This is a genomic window from Paenibacillus chitinolyticus NBRC 15660 (assembly GCF_000739915.1).
Taxonomy (GTDB): Bacteria; Bacillota; Bacilli; order Paenibacillales; family NBRC-103111; genus Paenibacillus_F; species Paenibacillus_F chitinolyticus.
Genome location: NZ_BBJT01000004.1, coordinates 481,549 through 496,898 on the forward strand (window position 1 = coordinate 481,549; position 15,350 = coordinate 496,898).

The window sequence follows — 15,350 nt, forward strand, 5'->3', positions numbered from 1 at the left end:
TAATGGGTGCGCTCCACGGAAAAAAAGCCTGCTGGCTGCCTCCGGCGGAGACATTTCAACAGACTGCGGAACATGTTCAGGCCTTGCAGAGGACCACCTGGCCGAGCGCATACTCCCCCGAATGAGAGATGCTTATGTAAATGTGAAGTCCCAGACGCTTGCAGTCCTCCTGGGCCTTTCCGTGCAGGATAAGTTCAGGCTGACCGGAGGGTTTGTTAACGACTTCGAGGTCCTTAAATAAGTACTGCCCGCCCAGCCCGGAACCCGTCGCCTTCAGGAACGCTTCTTTGACGGCCCACCTTGCCGCCAGATGCTGGGCGGGACTCGTATGCCGGCTGCAGTAAGCCCGCTCGCGGTCCGTGAACACCTTCCGCAGGAAGCTCTCCCCCTGCCTTTTCACCGCCTCTTCAAGCTGGGCAATGTTCTGTAAATCCACGCCAATTCCGTAGATCATAGCTCCTCCAGGGCCATCGCCCTTCGGTTCAAAAGCGACATGCACCGCTTGTAGATTTCCCTCGCTCCTCCGTACTTGCGGCTCCGGATCAGCGAAGCGAGTTCCCCGGCCCGTTCTTTGTAACCGTCTTCGATTATATATAAGGCAAGCTTATACAAATGATCGGCCGTAAACGTTCCCGGCAGCATATACTCTCCCGCTCCCGTTTCCTGCACCTTGCGGGCATTGAACTCCCGCTCCGTATGCGTCGGCAGGATAAGCGACGGAATGCCCCTCATGATGGCGGACAGGCAGCTTCCATGTCCCCCGTGGTGGATAAACAACCGGCAGTTCTGCAGCATATGCGAATTAAAATACGGGATGACCGTGACATTCGCGGGAAGCCCCGCCTTCAAACGCTCCGGCAGTCCGTCGCTTGCGGCTATAACGACCGCTTCCGCTTTCCCTCCGAATGCCTCCGTGACATGATTCAGCAGCTGCAAACCCGTAGCGCCCGCGGTATCCTGCAGCCTGCCCGGATAGACGAGGACAAACGGCTCGTCCGGAAGACGGGCGCCGGCGGGACCTGCGGCCGGGTATTCGATCGGGCCCACATAACGAACGCCGTTCGTGTAGACAGGGTCCATCTCCGGAATGCCCGGGATAAAGTTGAGCGTCCCCGCATTAAGCTGCTCCATACGCCGGATGTCCGGCAGGCCCAGCCTGTTCAGCACCCGGTTGACGACCGGCGTCACTCTCGGCAGATTACGGGGAGGCCGCCCCCAATAATGCATGGGCTGCCCGTCCGGATGGAAGCAGGACTGGGTGATCGAGGCAACCGGAATGCCCAGATAACGGGCGGCGATTGCCGTGTGGGGACTCATGTCCGTAATAACCAGATCGGCGTTGAATTTCTCCAGCATGCGAATCCGGTGATGAATCCAGGCCTGGACGAAATCCGGGTCGAGCAGGCCCGCTCCCGCATAGTAATGGTCCAGGTTATAGAAAACCGGACCCCCGGCTATCATCCTCTCCGCGGACGGAACGGTCGGATCGTCGTCAGGCAGATGCTTGAAACCTCTGCTTTCAATAAAAGCAGCGCTGCCCTCCCCGTATATGCTGAAAGCCACAGCATGTCCGGAACGCCGGAAGTGCTCGGCTACCGGCAAACACCGGAGCACGGGGCCAAGGCCGCCGCTTAAACCGAAAAAGATCCGTTTCGTCATGCCCCATCACTCTCCCGCTTTCTGTAGTTTCTTGTAAAAGAAGCAGCCTCCTCCGGCGTTCCCAGAGGAAAGCATCTGTCCGCCTGGTCCGCGACGACGGTAAATCCCCGCGCGATCAGCCGGTTGTACAGCGGAGCCACGTAGGTTTCGCCTTCCGCCGTTCCGAAGCGCACCGCTTCCTCCGCCGACTCCAGAAACAGTCCGGCTTGCCGGAAATAGTACAGCCCCGTCGTCGCCCGGTTTGAGATCACCCGCTTCTCCCTGACCTCCGCGACCCGGTCCCCCTCGTCTGTCCGCACATAGCTGTAAGCGGGGCTGGCGGAAGTAAACACGGAGATAATCCCGTCGGCCTCGTTTCCTCTCGTGCGGATCGTTCTGCCTATGGAGGATTCCGTATACGTATCGCAATTGTAAATGAGAAGGGGCAGCTCCGGATCAAGGCACGCTTCCGTGCTTAACACCGTCTCCGCCTGTCCTCCCGTAACTTCGGGCAGAGAGCGGATAACGGCATTCCCGCAGCAGCTTCTGATGACCGTCTCCAATTCTCCCTGCTCCAGATGTTCTTCCAGACAGACGAACAAGATTGTATTCCCGGGAAAATGCGGCGTTAAACTTTCCAGCGCCCATTGCAGCATCGGCTTTCCCGCAACGGGTATGAGCATTTTCGGAACGGATATGCCCGCATCCCGGAAGCGCTGCCCCCGGCCCGCCATCGGAATCACGATTTGGATGGGCTTCATCCGATGTTCAGCCGTTCCAGAACCTCGTCCCAGCTGTGGTAGACCAGGGCCAGATCGTCCACGTACACGTCGCCGTAAGGCTTGCCGAAAACAATTTCGTCGTAGGGGATTTCGTAGCGTTCCAGCCAGTCCAGCGTCAGGCTGCCGACCCGGGCAAGAACCTCCCCGACATTGCCCCCGCACGTTTTCATATGACGGGCCGTGTGGATGATAATCCGGTGCCCTTCTTCTTTCAGCCTGCGCAGAGCCTCGACCGAGCCCGGTAAAGGCGTAACATCGGCATACGACTCGCCTTCTTTTTTCAATGTGCAAATAGTCCCGTCCAAATCCAATACGATCCGCATAGTATTCCTCCATTCTTTGCCTACGGCAATCGTACCAGAGCGGGCCGGACAAGAATCAGATTCCGTTGCGGGATATTAGGCGGTTGTTGATTCATCCCTGCGGACGTCATCGGACGTCATCGGACGGCCCCTCCCTCCGCCGGTCGAGCCACTGCTGCAGAAGGGCGGTATTATCGGCTTCCTTCTGCTTCACCCGCTCCATTCGGGCCAATACCCGCTCTTCGAAAGCCTCGAATTGATTGCCCGTCGCCGCCCGCATAAGCAGATTAGCCGCCACCATCCAGCTTTGGTCGGCTTCCAGATACGATTCGGCAAGCGGGTGCTCTCCGATCGCTTTAAGAAAAAGGTGATGGTGATACCGGGAGTTGGCGATTTCCTTGAATCCTTCATACAAATAACTGGCCGACTTAAACTTGACGGCGTCCTCTTCGATCGTCTTCAAGCTTCTTATTTTGTCGCAAATGGGCACGAAAGCGGCGAGACCGGCATAGCTGCCCGGCGGGCAATCGTACGTGATCGCTCCCGTCATATTCGCCTGGTTGTCCCGGATTACGCTTTTGCAGAATGCCGGCGTAAGCTCCTCGGGAGGGGGCCCGTCCGTTCTTACCAGGAACCACACATACAACCGTTTATAAAACGCGCTGTTCAGCGAAGCGTCGAATACGGCCTGCAGTTCGGACTCTTCGAGAAAGCCGTGATATTCGTAATAATGATCGCAGATTTCGAACGTGCCCTCCCGGCAGCCGATCACCTCCAAGGCGTGCGGGAAATGGGTCCTTTTATAAAACCCGCTGTACGGCAAATAATAAATATCGGATTCGATGATTGCGCTCTTTCCGTTTGCAAGAGCCGCTTTCAGCATCCGCATATACTCGTTTCCCGCAGAGGCTGCCTCCTTATGGAGCCGGGCGCCGAACAGCCCATATACGAAATCGTCCAGCTGCCGGTAATAGGGGCTGATTTGGAACTCATCCTCGTCCTCCGTATCGCGGTAAAACAATCCGGCCTGATTGAACAGGTAAACCAGATGGCCCTCTTCAACGGGAAGGCGCTTCAGCAGAGCGGCAATATTGACATAGAAACAATTCAATCGGGTTTCTTTGTATAACGTAAAAGACATCCGTCGGTCCGTCCTCCTCCGTTAAGCTGTAAATCGGGATTCCATCGCTTCATAAATGAGAGAAAGAGATAAGCCGGGTTACAGCTTATCTCTTCCGGTCATCGGAAACTGCCGCCAAACTCACCTAGCATTTCAGGGCAAATCCTGCGCAAGTCGAGTCTGGAGGCGGTACCGTGTACGCTGCTTCCTGCCGCACATCTTTCCCGGCCTCAGACGGGGTAGTTTGGACACCCGCAAGGGTGCTGCCGGAAAGAAATGCCCCGCTCGCCGGCTCCGCCCGCAAAGAATCCGCAGCCGTGCTCTGGGCGGTCAACGCCTGTACAGTCGTACTCGCGTTAAGAGTCTCAACCGCCGCAGGAGAGACAAGAATGGCGGTGGCAATGACGAATTTCGCGGCCGTTTGGTTCATCCGTTTCACCTTCCTTTCCCCGGAATGGGCAATTCTTCGCATGAAAAACGGGAGACTGCGCTTGTGTGCTCGTCTCACCGGAGTTTTTCAGGTACTTAGGCCACACATTTTACGCACAGTGACGATACGCCCGAAACCGTATATTCTCCCGGTTCCTGCAAACGCAGATCGGACGCCTTCTTCGCTGTCTGTAAGCTTGCATAAGTGTCTTCAGACGCGGAGACCGCCCGATCCTGCTGAACGTCCGCAAGCGCCGAGTACGTCTGGATAACCGCAGGCTGCCCTGCGCTGACGTCCAGGGCCGTCCCCATAGCGGGAGACACCAGTACAGCAGTTGCAATGAGAAACTTAGAAGTCGTTTCTTTCATTCCATCCACCCTCCTTTCTTCTAAAGAATACCGGTTCTCCTTCAGTATAAAAGTTTTCCTTGCGTGGTCCTCGGCTGTATCCCTCCCATTTATTAGGAAAATATTACCTACTGTCCGGTATGGATTCGCTTTCGAGCGTCAGGCCGAACACATGCATGCAAGGGTTGTCCTCAAATGTAATCCGGTTCATCTCGACCGGACGGTCTAATTCAATTCCGTCATACCAGAGCCTGGCGGATCTGTGCGTAAGAGGGCCATCCATCGTATGTAGGCAGGACGTTTCGATTACACACTCGTTACGCGGGAAAGGAACCTCCGAAATAAAATGGGATAACAGAATCTTTTGCTTCGAGACCTCCCGCTCGTCCAGCATTAAATACACATAATCCGCCATATTGGCGTCGCTTGAAGTGCCGAGAAGATGAATTTTGGTCACCCGCTGCCGGGGGAACTCGATAGACTGTCCCTCCGTAACGATATTATCGAAAGTGTGCCGCTTAAATAGAACGAACGGAATTTGTTTAAATTCAAAAGGGGTATCGAACGGAAACGATTCTTCCGGAAAAGAAGCCCTTGCCAAGCTTAAGTAGCCCTCGTGATAGTTATGGCTGCCTGTCGTTCCGCAATTATTCAAGCAGGGCCTCAGATCGAGGCATGTAAACATCCGGTGATTCATGTACTCCCTCCCTGTCTGCATGGGCGTAAAGAGAGAAGAGAGATAAGCCTCTAACCCGCTCATCTCTCTTTTTAGTCGGCTTAAGCCAATCTCTTTATAACCGCATTGAACGTAAAAGAAGGCTCCGCCTCGACTAATTCAACAATACCGGCGGAAGCCCTGGACTGAGGCTCAGGCTTTGTTTCGGAAGCGGCAGCAATGGATGGCCGGTAAGCCGTGACGGCCGTGCTCACGCTTTCAGAGCTCTTCGAAGGCTGGCTCTGGACAGCTGCGGCGTGCGCGCTGGCGTTCAGAGCGGTTTCCGCCGGAGCCGCCAGAATAGCGGTGGCGATAACGAACTTGGCAGCCGTTTGGTTCATGTTACCCATCCTCCCTTACTCTTGCGCAGGCAAGAGTGCACAGTCAATGAAACAGAAACTAGGCCATCGTTTTTTGCGGGGGACCGAAAGAAGGGCCCGCCAGCGTATATTCCTCTATGCTGCCGATACGGGCGGATTCATACACAGACGCCTTGGACGTCTCCGCAGCCTGTACCTGAGGCTTCGCAGTCTGAACGGCCGAAGCCGCTTCATGGGAAGCCGCCGGCTGGACAGCCACGGTCTGGGCGCTGACCTGCAGAGCGGTTGCGGCCGCAGGAGCCGCCAGAATAGCGGTGGCGATAATAAATTTAGACGTGATCTCTTTCATTCGTTTCACCTCCTTTGTTCGGATGGACTACTTCTTCAGTATAGAAAAATAGCCCCCGGCTCTCTCGGCTTTACCGGATGACTTCAACCTGCGAAAGTTTCGTGCACCACGAAACCTTCCCGGCCTTGACCCTGCCTGAACACACAAAAGAGATAAGCGTCGGGCGCTTATCTCTTTTGACCGGTCACGCTGGAGTTTTCCCCACAACTGACGGGGTGAAATAGTTGGCTCCGCCGAACTCCTGCAGCTTTTCCCGGGACTCCGTCTTCACGCCGGAAACTCCGGTTTGGGACAATGTGCCGGATGTCGCCGATTGTACAGCCTGTGCAGCTTGCGCAGCCTGACCGGCCGGTTGAACCGCAGGCTGGGCCTGAACCGCAGCGGTTTGAGCGCTTGCCTTCAGCGCTGTTCCCGCCGCCGGCGAAACGAGAATCGCAGTCGCCATCACAAATTTTGCAGCCGTCTGATTCATTCTTGTCACTCTCCTTTTCTGTTGGGCTCCTTTTCAGTATAGAAGAATGAGCGCCAAGATCCTCGGCTTAACGAGGGGCTTTTAATCGGCGAAAATTTCATACAACAGACGGGTTGCCACGGCGTACAAAGCCAGTTGGCGCTCAGGGCTCTCCCTATGAAGCGGCAGCATGGAAAGGAACAGAAGCGCCTCGATCTTGGCCACATCCCGCAGACCGCCGCCCAGATGCCGGTCCCAGTCGCGGAGAAGCCGGATCTGCCCGTCCGTAAACGGGATTTCCAGCCGGATGTCGTTGCCCTCCGTTTGCAAGGAGTAGCGGCCTCGGACAATATGCTCGTACCCGTTCAAGCTGTGTCTGATTTTCGCCAGGTCGTACCGCCTGTCGCCGTAGATCCCCGGATTGCCGAAGCTGCCCCGGGGATCTACCAGTTTGACGGCCTGTGTGTCCGGCGCATAGAGCACATTGGAGAAACAGAGGTCGCCGTGCAAAACAGCGATAGCCGGATTAGCGAGCAGGGATCGGAAACCCCCGAGGTGGCTTTCGAAAATCCGGAAGGGGCAGAGCACCATCTTTCCGTTCAGCCGGTAATAGCCCTGGTTGTAAAACCGTCTGGCCCGCTCGTTGCTGTTTAAAAAGGCCGCCATGCGGGTTTGGGTCTTGCCGATGTACATCTCGTGCAAACAGGCTGGAGCCAGCTCGGCGGGGAAGGAGGCAAACCGGCCGAAGAGCCGGTCCAGCCGGGCGAAAACGCCCGCCCAGCCTTCCTGATCCATCCGCCCGCTCATGTACAGCTCCGATAAAGTCGGGGCCTGAATATACTCCAGGCACAGATATACTTGATCTTGCAGCGAGTAGCCCAGGATACCGGGGATATACGTTTGCAATTCCTCCGGCAGATTCAGGTACCAACTGATCTCGTCGCGGAGTTTCTTGTCGTGACGGCTCGTTTTGCGGACGGACCGCCCGTCCGGCCCGATCGTGAGCCGGTTGAAATAACGGGAGCGAATCGGCTCCGTTTCCATAGCTCCTCCCCCCTTTCCCGTTATCCGCAGGACGGCGCTTCCCGCCTTTGTCCCCGGTAAACCGAAGGGTTTATCCCGACCAGCCTTTTGAAGACCCGGCCGAAATGCGTTAAATCCCCGTAGCCGACGGCATAGCATACATCCGTGACCGGCACTCCTTTTTGCAGCATGGCCTTTGCCTTCTGAATGCGTTTGTTCATCACGTATTCCTTAAAGCCGAAGCCAAAATATTCTTTAAACATCCTGGAGTAATGACACCGGCTGACGAAAATACTCGAAGCCACTTTCTCCAAGGACAGGTCGTTTTCGCACAAATTTTGTTCGATATATTCAAGAGACTGATACAGCATCGGCGAAATTTCCGGCTTGGCCGACACATCGGCGGACGGCTTGGACAAAAGCCCCACTGAATCGAGAAAAGAATAAAACACGAAAAGATCACGTTTGTTCACTTTAAGCAGCACCATTATCGGGCTTTGCAGCTGAAGCTCCTCGATCTTCCATTCCTCGGGGAGCGATTCGTCGAAGGACAGGAAAACGAATAGCTTGTGAGCTTTTTCCTGTCGGTGGAGCGACCTCTCGACCGCTTTAAAATCCGATTCGGCAATGATGGACATATGGGAAAACAACCGCTGTACTCGTTCGAACTCGTCTTCCTTAAGCTGATGGCTGATAATAAGTAGCACGTCCACTGGCACCCATTCCCCCTACACGTAATGGTTTCGGTGCCGTCATGGTATCAAACCGCAAGAAAGAAAGATCAGGTTCTCTTGCATGGCATTAGGATTTTTTTGTCTATTCTAGAATTATAGGTAAATATTTCATTTTAAGCAGATTGATAATCGCGCAAAATATCGTAGATCTCGTCCAGCCCGTGACGAAGAAAGCCGGCGATAGCCGGCAAAGGCCGTTCTTCCTCCCGCATACGGCGGAAGTGGCGGAGTATCCGCTGGTTATACGGAAACGGCAAACGAGAGGCGTTTCTGCACGCCTCCGGCGCCTCCAGACGGAACCATTCGTCAAGCCCCTCCAGCTTCTCGGGCGTGAGCGTCCCCCTCAGTTCCTCCGACAAGCGGTCCAACTGCCGGATCAGGTTCTCGGCTGCCGTCGCCATCTCCGTCCCTCCGTTCCATCGCCATCACTTTAAGTCCGGGCTTGAATGCCTTGTCCGCAGCGGACAGGGGCAGCCTGCGGTAATAGTCCAGCTCCTCGGGCGTGAGCGTATACGTCTTGACCCGGCTGTTAACCGGTTCGGTCGAATCCCGTTCCATACGGGAAACGATCGTCCTTTTCTGGATATGAATCGTTGCCATGCCGGCATCCTCCTTAAGATACGAAATTCAGCCTTGCAGCTGACGGATCAGGAAAAGCGGGTTCAGCTCCTGCGAAGTGCCCGCCGCTAACAAATCCCGCCAGCTTGCCGAAGCTCCCGGACGGAACACTTCCTTCCGCAGGTGCCCCAGCGCTTCTTTCCCGTGCCATACCTTGAAGCGGGCCTGAAGCGTGTGCTGAAACTGCGAGGCGGCCGCCTCGCCGAGCAGGTAATTGTAGTAATAGACCGGGAGCGTGGACAGATGCGCCTTGGCGGCCCAGTACGGATAATCCCACTCGGCCGGCCGGGGTATGCCCTGCACTTCTTCCACGAGATCCCACCATAGGCCGTTTAACGGCTGATCGGGATTTGCGTATAATTGCTTCTCGAATTCCACCAGAGTCAGCGTCCAATACAGCCTGACCAGCGTTTCTTTCCGCAGCCGTTCTTGACCGGACCGTGCATCGCCCTCCGGCTGCCCGCCGAACAGCCCCTCTCTCCACTCCGCATCCCACGCCAGTCTTTCCAGCAGCAGGGCGACGCCCTCGCTCAAGAAGGGATGGGCCGGCTGACGCAGCAGAAACGGAAGCGAAGGGTCCAGCTCTTTTTCGAAAAGGGCATGTCCCGTTTCGTGGAGCAGCACCGCCAGTCCCTTCGTGTCAGGGGACAAGTTGCAGGACATGCGGATATCCCGGCCCCGGTCCAGGTTCAGGCAGCAGTTCGCCTGGCCCTTGCCCGGACGCTCGGCCAGATCCGCCTTGCGGATGACGGCGCTCAGATCGAATCCGCGTTCCAGCAGCCACCCGGACACCTTGTCCGCCATTTCATCCGTGCCCGCCCCAAGCGGCTCCTCCATCGCATCATGCATCTGGAAAAACGGATGCGTGTAATGCCAGGAGCGGACCTCGCTTCGCGCGATGCGAAACCGGTCGGCCAGTTCCAGGTCGATCCCGCATTTCACCTCCCGGTAGGCGAAATCCAGACCGCCGCGGATTTGCCGGATCAGCTCCGTCAGCGTATCCGTGCCGACCCCAGCGATCTCCAGCTTCATCGCGAAGTAATCGGCGTAGCCGAGCCGCCGGGCAGTGCGGTTGCGGAGCTTGACCAGCTCCAGGAGCTTGGGCGCGACAAGGCCGCCAAGCCGCATTTCCGCCTGCCAGATCTGCTTGCGCTGAGGCCCGTCCTTGAGCCTGCGCATCAGAACCCGCGCCGCATGCTCCGACAACAGAGCGCCGCCCGCTTCCGCCCGGAACGTGCCGATCGTGTAATGCAGATCGTTCCACAAGGAAGCGGCGGCCTGCCGTTCGTCCGCCTCCATCCGGTATTCCGCCATTTCAGCCTTCAACACTTGCAGCTCGCGCTCTTGGTCTGCGGACAGGCCCGGACGGTTCAGCCAATATTCCGTCTGCTTACGCAGAACCGGAGAGGCAAGCGCCTCCTGATAATCCTTCTCGTCTTGTTCGCACTGCTTGACGTAGCGGAACTCGCCCGTCGTGATCACTTTCCAGAGCGAATTCATCATCGGGACGTACAAGCCGGCCAGCTCGCGGTTCGTTTTTCCCAAAAAAGAATCGGCCTTGGTCTGCACACGTTGTTGTGACAATCGTCCTTCCCCCGTTTCGGATTGGTTCATGCCTTGAAATTGAGAATCCTGACGTATTCGTCGGGAGTGTTTCTCCCCGCGCTGCCGAGCATGCCCGTAGAGGCCAGGTTCTCAAGCTGAATCCGGCTGATTCTGCCCATCATAAAATCATAGAAAGCCCCTATCACCGGGTGCGGATGCTTGCGGAAAAACGTGTCGTGGCTCCGCCGGATAAAATCCGCATAAGAGGCGCCCGCCCGCGGATGCGCCAGATGCACATTCACCGCTTCCCGGCAGTAAGCGAAGGGAATCTGCCGGCGGTGGGCCCGGTAGCCCAACTCCAGGTGCTCGAAGCCCCACTCGCGGAATGTATCGTCGAAGCCTCCCAGATCCCGGAACAGGTCCAGAGGGAGGGACATATTCCCGCTCAAGGCGGCTATCCACGGAACGGGCGAGACCGTCGACCCGCTTTCGTTAAACAGCCGGTAAACGAGCCGGCAGTACTGCGGAATGCGGTCATATTTCTGCTCCCCGTAGCGGGCCAGCACCAGATCCCGGTTCTGCTCCGCATCCGGGACATAGAGCTCCCGGACCTGCCCCACCACAAAGTGGCCTCCGTGCTTCCGCCAGGCTTGTTCATGCGCTTCGATGAATCCCGGCCTCGGTATCCGGTCCGCATCGCAGAACAGGACGCAGCCTTCGTCCAGAAGCCTCGCTCCGGCATTACGGGCGGCCGCCCTGCCGCTGCGGGGGATGCGCACGTAGGTGAGATTCAGCCGCCCACTGTAAGCTTCCGCAACCGCGTGGATCGGCTCTTCGGACCCGTCGTCTACGACGATAACCGGGCAGCGGTTATAAGGGGCCGCCTGCCTGGTTAACCCGTGCAAAGTCAGGGATAAAGCGTAGGCTTGATTGTAAACCGGGATAACCACATTCATTTTTGTCATAAAACACCACCACCTCCGGACCTGGCAGTCCAACTAAAACATGCGCTTTGCCGCATTATAGAACGCTTTCCTTGCCGGCCGCTCGGCTTTTTATTCCTTCGGAATGCCGATAAAAACCGATCATTTGTTCGTAAAAAAAGATAGAATAAGGGCATCAGTGACAGGCGGAGGAGGACTGCTTTCGGGATGAATGCGGATAGAGGAAGAACGGTCAATTCGGTTTATATCGACGCGTCTGCGGACGCAATCTGGTGGTATGTGGCGACAGCGGAAGGCTGGAAACATTTTTTGAGCGACATCGCGACCTTTTCGGGGGCACAGCCCGAAATCGCCCAGGGGGACGAGCTCACCCTCGTAATCGGAGAATTAACGAATCGCGCCGTCTGCGCCGAATGCGTTAAACCGGAGCTCATCCGATTCGACGAGCGCTACACGTCCATTTTGCCGGACGGCTCCCTCTGGGAATACAACTTAAGGACCTCGTTCGCTTTCGAGCCCATCGGCTGCGGCACTTGTACCAGGGTGACCGTCACCGTTGAAGGCTATACGGAGGATGAAACGATGCAGTGGGTCAGGGAATGCGGAGAAACGGGCTGGAGACAATCTCTATTTCATCTGAAAAATACAATCGAGCTCGGCCTGGACCTGCGCAACTCGATTTTTAATTATCCCCGCCTTGGGGTCATGAATTATACGGCAACCGCCGCACAACTGGAAGAGCAGGGACTTGCCGGCGCGGGCATACGGGGGAACTTCATCGCGACCGTGTACCCGAACAGTCCGGCCAGCCGGGCCGGTTTGCATGGCGGGGTTATCGTGACCAGCCTCGGAGGAATGCCGGTTCCGACGTATCACGATTTTGTAAAAGCGCTCTCCCGCTTTTACGGAACGAACGCGCCCGCCGACATTGTTTTCTACGAACGGGGAGAACGGCACGCCGTAACGGCGGATCTGACCTACGACGACCAGTTTACCGGCATGATCGATCCGAACGAAGTTTCATTGGATGAAATCAGCGTAAAGCGGCGCAAGCTTTCTGCCGTAAAGGAACAGGAATAAGCAAAGGGCAGCATACGGCGGCGACCGTGTACTGCCTTTTTTTGTGCGGGTGGTCCCGTTATGGCTTGGCTTCACGACTTGGCTTCGCACAGAGGCTTCAAGGGTGCGGCAAATTGTTCCGTGCGTATACACTCCCCTAACATTCGGCTCGTACAATGGAAAGAGACCGGCCGCTTTTCCACCAAACGAGTAAGGAGATACCGCATGATGCCGTTCAACAAAACCAGACCGACCTCCCTGTTCCTTGCGACGCTGATCAGTTTTCTCGTCATTATAGGATTGTTTGCCGCGTTCGACCTGGCGGCCTTCGCTTATTTCAAGACCAAATATCACGGCGAAATTATCGCCCATAACCAGTCCATGCTTAAAAATACGGCCGAAAAATACAGCACGCATTTCTCCCGGATCAAAACGCTTCTGTTCAATACATACAACGATCCCGGTGTGATCGCTTTCAACCGGCATCTGCAGGGCGCGACGGATGAAGAGCTCCGTTATCTGGAGGCGAAAAGCATCGTAACCCGGCTCCGTTCGGATACCTCGAACCCGCACCTGTTTCTCGACAACCTCGAGGTGTATTTCCTGCCGCACGGCGTTACGCTCGACAAGGACGGCAGCAGCGGTGCGGAAGACCAGTACAACCGGCTGTACAAAAGCTCCGCTTATCCGCTCTTCTTCTGGGAAAACCGCCTGAAATCGGCGGATGCGTTCTCCCTGCTGCCCGCAGCGGATTTCAAGACCGTCTGGAATTCGCCCGCCGAGAAGAAGCTGCTTCCCGTCAGTTTTCATCTGAGCGGCAGCAGCTATCTCGTTACGGCTTATCTCGACGTGGACAAGACGCAGCGCGACTTTCTCGGGGAAGGCGGAGACGGGCGCCGCTTTTATGTTCTGAACGGCGATGGAAGCGTTCTTTTCGGGACGGGCGAAGACGAAAGCGGGGCTCCGGTGGGGCTTCCCGCCTTCGAAGAAAACAGCGGAACCGCCGTTGCGGGCGGAATGGTTTATTTCCGCTATACCGGCGACGACGGTCTGACGTACATCACCGGCGTTCCCAATGCCAGCGTGGTCTCCCAGCTCCGGAAGCTGAACTGGACGCTGCTGGCGATTTTCCTCCTGTCGCTCGCCATCGCCCTTGCCGTCTCCCTGCTGAGCAGCCGCCGGATCAACCGGCCCGTCAAACAGATGGTTTCGGCAGTTATGAGCGGCAGCGGCGGCGAGCCCAGCGCGATCCGGGAATTCGCGTTCATCCAGGAGAAAATCGCCGATCTTCTCAAGGAAAAGACTGAAATCCGCAGCGAGCTGCGCAGCCGGCAGTCGCTTCTTACGAAATACAGCTACATTAACAAGCTGAGAAGCATTCATACGGATATTCACGAATGGCAGGATTTTATCGCGAGCGACGAAAGCTTTCAGATTATCGTCTATGAACTCCGGTTCCGGCAGGCGAAACCGGGTGAGGAACCCGTCCCGCACGAGCGGCTTGCCTCCTATTACCGTGAGCATCTCGACGTGCTTCTGAGGGAACACAGTCCCGGTTCGCATACGTTCCAGATGGAGAAGAACCAGATCCTTACGGTCATCAGCAGCGCAGTCGCTGCCGGCACGCTTCAGGCCATGCTCGGGGACATCCGGCATCTGTTCGATTCCCACGAGCAGCAGTGCCTGGCGGCCGTGGCGGTCAGCTCGCGGTTCGAGCACGCTTCCCAGTTCAACGACGCCTACCGGCAGGCGCTGGAAAGAGCGGGCCAGGCTACCCTTGCGGAGGAAACGCAGGTCATCCTGGAAACGCGCTCCGGCCTGCAGGCTTGCGCGCTAAGCCCCGCCCGGGAGCAGGAGCTGAACGCCTGCCTTCAGGCCGGGGACGACAAAGGCGCCCTGGAGCTGATCGGCCGCCAGCTTGCCGAAATGCGTGAGTCCGGGGCCGGCGTCGTCCAGTACAGGCAGCTTGCGGAGTCCATGGCGGGCAAGGTATGGAAGCTCATGGACATCTGTAAAATCGCGCAGGACGCTGCCTGGTCCGTCAAACCGCTTATCCGGCGGCTCAAGGAGTGCTGCACCTTCGAGGACTATATCGAAGGCTACCGGGAACTGTTCTTCTCCGCGGCCGCGCTCATCTACGAGAAGAAAGATACGGAAGATCCCGTGATCCGCTTCGTCATGGACGCTCTTCGGGACGGCTACGGGGAGGAGCTGACCCTCGAAAATCTTGCGGACCGCCTCCAGATGTCGAGCGCCTATTTATCGGTCTATATCAAGGAGAAAACCGGAGCGAATTTCAGCGACCACCTGAATGCCATCCGGGTTTCCAAAGCACAGGAACTGCTGACGGGAACTCAGCTCAACATTGTGGAAGTCGGTCTGCGCATCGGCTACCGGAACATCACGTCGTTCAACCGCATGTTCAAAAAGTGGACGGGACAGACCCCCGGCGAATACCGCAGAGCCGCCAAGCTGACGCCCGCGGAATAAAAAAAGCGCCCCTCAAGGGCGTTTTTTGCGTATGCGATTGCTATTGTGATTTCGTTCGTGACTTCCGTTCGCTTACGTTAATATCCCTCAACCTGGAGGGCTTCCGTCAATTTCTCCGCGGCTTCACGCGTACGTTCAAAAGCTTCGGTCGCTTCATGATCCGCTACGTTGGCTTGTTTGATGGCATCGAGAGCCTTCAGCGTAGCTTCCGCGGCTCTCGATGCGGCTTCGCGGCTGGCGTGAATCAGCTTGGATAAGGAGCCCGATTCCGTGTTTTCCCTCACGATTTCCGCCATCAGAGCAGCATGTTCCGCCGCGGCCGTAGCTTCGAAACCTATCCGAACCGCTGTTTGCCGGAGTTCGTAGGCCCGGCTGTTTGCCCTGTTCGAAATTTCACGAGCTTCATTCATCAATTCGACATAAGCGGCAATCTTTTCATTTAAGGTCATCCGGTCCCACTCCTATAGGGCGAAATACGAGCTT

General features: G+C 56.7%; 20 protein-coding genes. 2 read left to right on the forward strand and 18 right to left on the reverse strand.

What is annotated here, in order from left to right; translation table 11 throughout:
- Positions 1–76: 76 nt before the first annotated feature.
- The 17 genes from acpS to PCH01S_RS12260 form a co-directional block, all read right to left on the reverse strand.
- On the reverse strand, positions 77–454 hold the full coding sequence (acpS, locus tag PCH01S_RS12185) for a holo-ACP synthase (protein WP_042229644.1): 378 nt from the start codon (positions 452–454) through the stop codon (positions 77–79).
- Positions 451–1,659, reverse strand: coding sequence for a glycosyltransferase (locus PCH01S_RS12190; protein ID WP_042229646.1), 1,209 nt, complete (start codon positions 1,657–1,659; stop codon positions 451–453). The genes acpS and PCH01S_RS12190 overlap by 4 nt, the downstream gene beginning before the upstream one ends.
- Positions 1,656–2,399 carry a glycosyltransferase family 2 protein gene (locus tag PCH01S_RS12195; RefSeq protein WP_042229648.1) on the reverse strand — a complete coding sequence of 248 codons (744 nt, stop codon included), beginning with the start codon at positions 2,397–2,399 and terminating at the stop codon, positions 1,656–1,658. Before PCH01S_RS12195 ends, PCH01S_RS12190 begins: the two co-directional genes overlap by 4 nt.
- A complete protein-coding gene (locus PCH01S_RS12200; RefSeq protein ID WP_042229650.1) occupies positions 2,396–2,743 on the reverse strand; it encodes an HAD hydrolase family protein in 348 nt (115 codons plus the stop codon). Before PCH01S_RS12200 ends, PCH01S_RS12195 begins: the two co-directional genes overlap by 4 nt.
- Positions 2,744–2,849: 106 nt before the next feature.
- Positions 2,850–3,863 carry a BtrH N-terminal domain-containing protein gene (locus PCH01S_RS12205; RefSeq protein ID WP_241688803.1) on the reverse strand — a complete coding sequence of 338 codons (1,014 nt, stop codon included), beginning with the start codon at positions 3,861–3,863 and terminating at the stop codon, positions 2,850–2,852.
- A 124-nt stretch (positions 3,864–3,987) separates the two neighbouring features.
- Positions 3,988–4,272, reverse strand: a complete 285-nt coding sequence (locus PCH01S_RS12210) for a hypothetical protein (RefSeq protein WP_042229651.1) — start codon at positions 4,270–4,272, stop codon at positions 3,988–3,990.
- A 95-nt stretch (positions 4,273–4,367) separates the two neighbouring features.
- The gene (locus PCH01S_RS12215) at positions 4,368–4,640 is read right to left on the reverse strand and encodes a hypothetical protein (RefSeq protein ID WP_042229652.1); all 273 of its coding nucleotides are present in this window, start codon (positions 4,638–4,640) and stop codon (positions 4,368–4,370) included.
- A gap of 103 nt (positions 4,641–4,743) precedes the next feature.
- On the reverse strand, positions 4,744–5,316 hold the full coding sequence (locus PCH01S_RS12220) for a hypothetical protein (RefSeq protein ID WP_042229653.1): 573 nt from the start codon (positions 5,314–5,316) through the stop codon (positions 4,744–4,746).
- 80 nt (positions 5,317–5,396) lie between these two features.
- Positions 5,397–5,675, reverse strand: coding sequence for a hypothetical protein (locus tag PCH01S_RS12225; protein WP_042229654.1), 279 nt, complete (start codon positions 5,673–5,675; stop codon positions 5,397–5,399).
- Between the two features lie 58 nt (positions 5,676–5,733).
- Positions 5,734–6,003, reverse strand: a complete 270-nt coding sequence (locus tag PCH01S_RS12230; RefSeq protein ID WP_042229655.1) for a hypothetical protein — start codon at positions 6,001–6,003, stop codon at positions 5,734–5,736.
- A 184-nt stretch (positions 6,004–6,187) separates the two neighbouring features.
- Positions 6,188–6,475 carry a hypothetical protein gene (locus PCH01S_RS12235; protein ID WP_042229656.1) on the reverse strand — a complete coding sequence of 96 codons (288 nt, stop codon included), beginning with the start codon at positions 6,473–6,475 and terminating at the stop codon, positions 6,188–6,190.
- 81 nt (positions 6,476–6,556) lie between these two features.
- A complete protein-coding gene (locus PCH01S_RS12240) occupies positions 6,557–7,498 on the reverse strand; it encodes a hypothetical protein (RefSeq protein WP_042229658.1) in 942 nt (313 codons plus the stop codon).
- Positions 7,499–7,518: 20 nt separating this feature from the next.
- On the reverse strand, positions 7,519–8,190 hold the full coding sequence (locus PCH01S_RS12245; protein WP_241688802.1) for a helix-turn-helix transcriptional regulator: 672 nt from the start codon (positions 8,188–8,190) through the stop codon (positions 7,519–7,521).
- Positions 8,191–8,324: 134 nt separating this feature from the next.
- Positions 8,325–8,570, reverse strand: coding sequence for a hypothetical protein (locus PCH01S_RS30410; RefSeq protein ID WP_129112456.1), 246 nt, complete (start codon positions 8,568–8,570; stop codon positions 8,325–8,327).
- Entirely contained in the window at positions 8,518–8,769 is a 252-nt protein-coding gene (locus PCH01S_RS12250) for a hypothetical protein (protein WP_255246836.1), read from the reverse strand. Before PCH01S_RS12250 ends, PCH01S_RS30410 begins: the two co-directional genes overlap by 53 nt.
- Before the next feature lie 69 nt (positions 8,770–8,838).
- Positions 8,839–10,413, reverse strand: coding sequence for a M2 family metallopeptidase (locus PCH01S_RS12255; protein ID WP_241688801.1), 1,575 nt, complete (start codon positions 10,411–10,413; stop codon positions 8,839–8,841).
- Positions 10,414–10,439: 26 nt separating this feature from the next.
- Positions 10,440–11,339 carry a glycosyltransferase family 2 protein gene (locus PCH01S_RS12260; protein ID WP_042229662.1) on the reverse strand — a complete coding sequence of 300 codons (900 nt, stop codon included), beginning with the start codon at positions 11,337–11,339 and terminating at the stop codon, positions 10,440–10,442.
- A 186-nt stretch (positions 11,340–11,525) separates the two neighbouring features.
- Between PCH01S_RS12260 and PCH01S_RS12265 the strand changes: the two genes are divergently transcribed.
- Complete coding sequence (locus PCH01S_RS12265) at positions 11,526–12,398, forward strand: hypothetical protein (protein ID WP_042229664.1); 873 nt, start codon at positions 11,526–11,528, stop codon at positions 12,396–12,398.
- 204 nt (positions 12,399–12,602) lie between these two features.
- On the forward strand, positions 12,603–14,867 hold the full coding sequence (locus PCH01S_RS12270; RefSeq protein WP_241688800.1) for an AraC family transcriptional regulator: 2,265 nt from the start codon (positions 12,603–12,605) through the stop codon (positions 14,865–14,867).
- Positions 14,868–14,944: 77 nt separating this feature from the next.
- On the opposite strand, the gene PCH01S_RS12275 is transcribed toward PCH01S_RS12270, so the two are convergent.
- Positions 14,945–15,316 carry a hypothetical protein gene (locus PCH01S_RS12275; protein WP_042229665.1) on the reverse strand — a complete coding sequence of 124 codons (372 nt, stop codon included), beginning with the start codon at positions 15,314–15,316 and terminating at the stop codon, positions 14,945–14,947.
- Between the last annotated feature and the right edge of the window lie 34 nt (positions 15,317–15,350).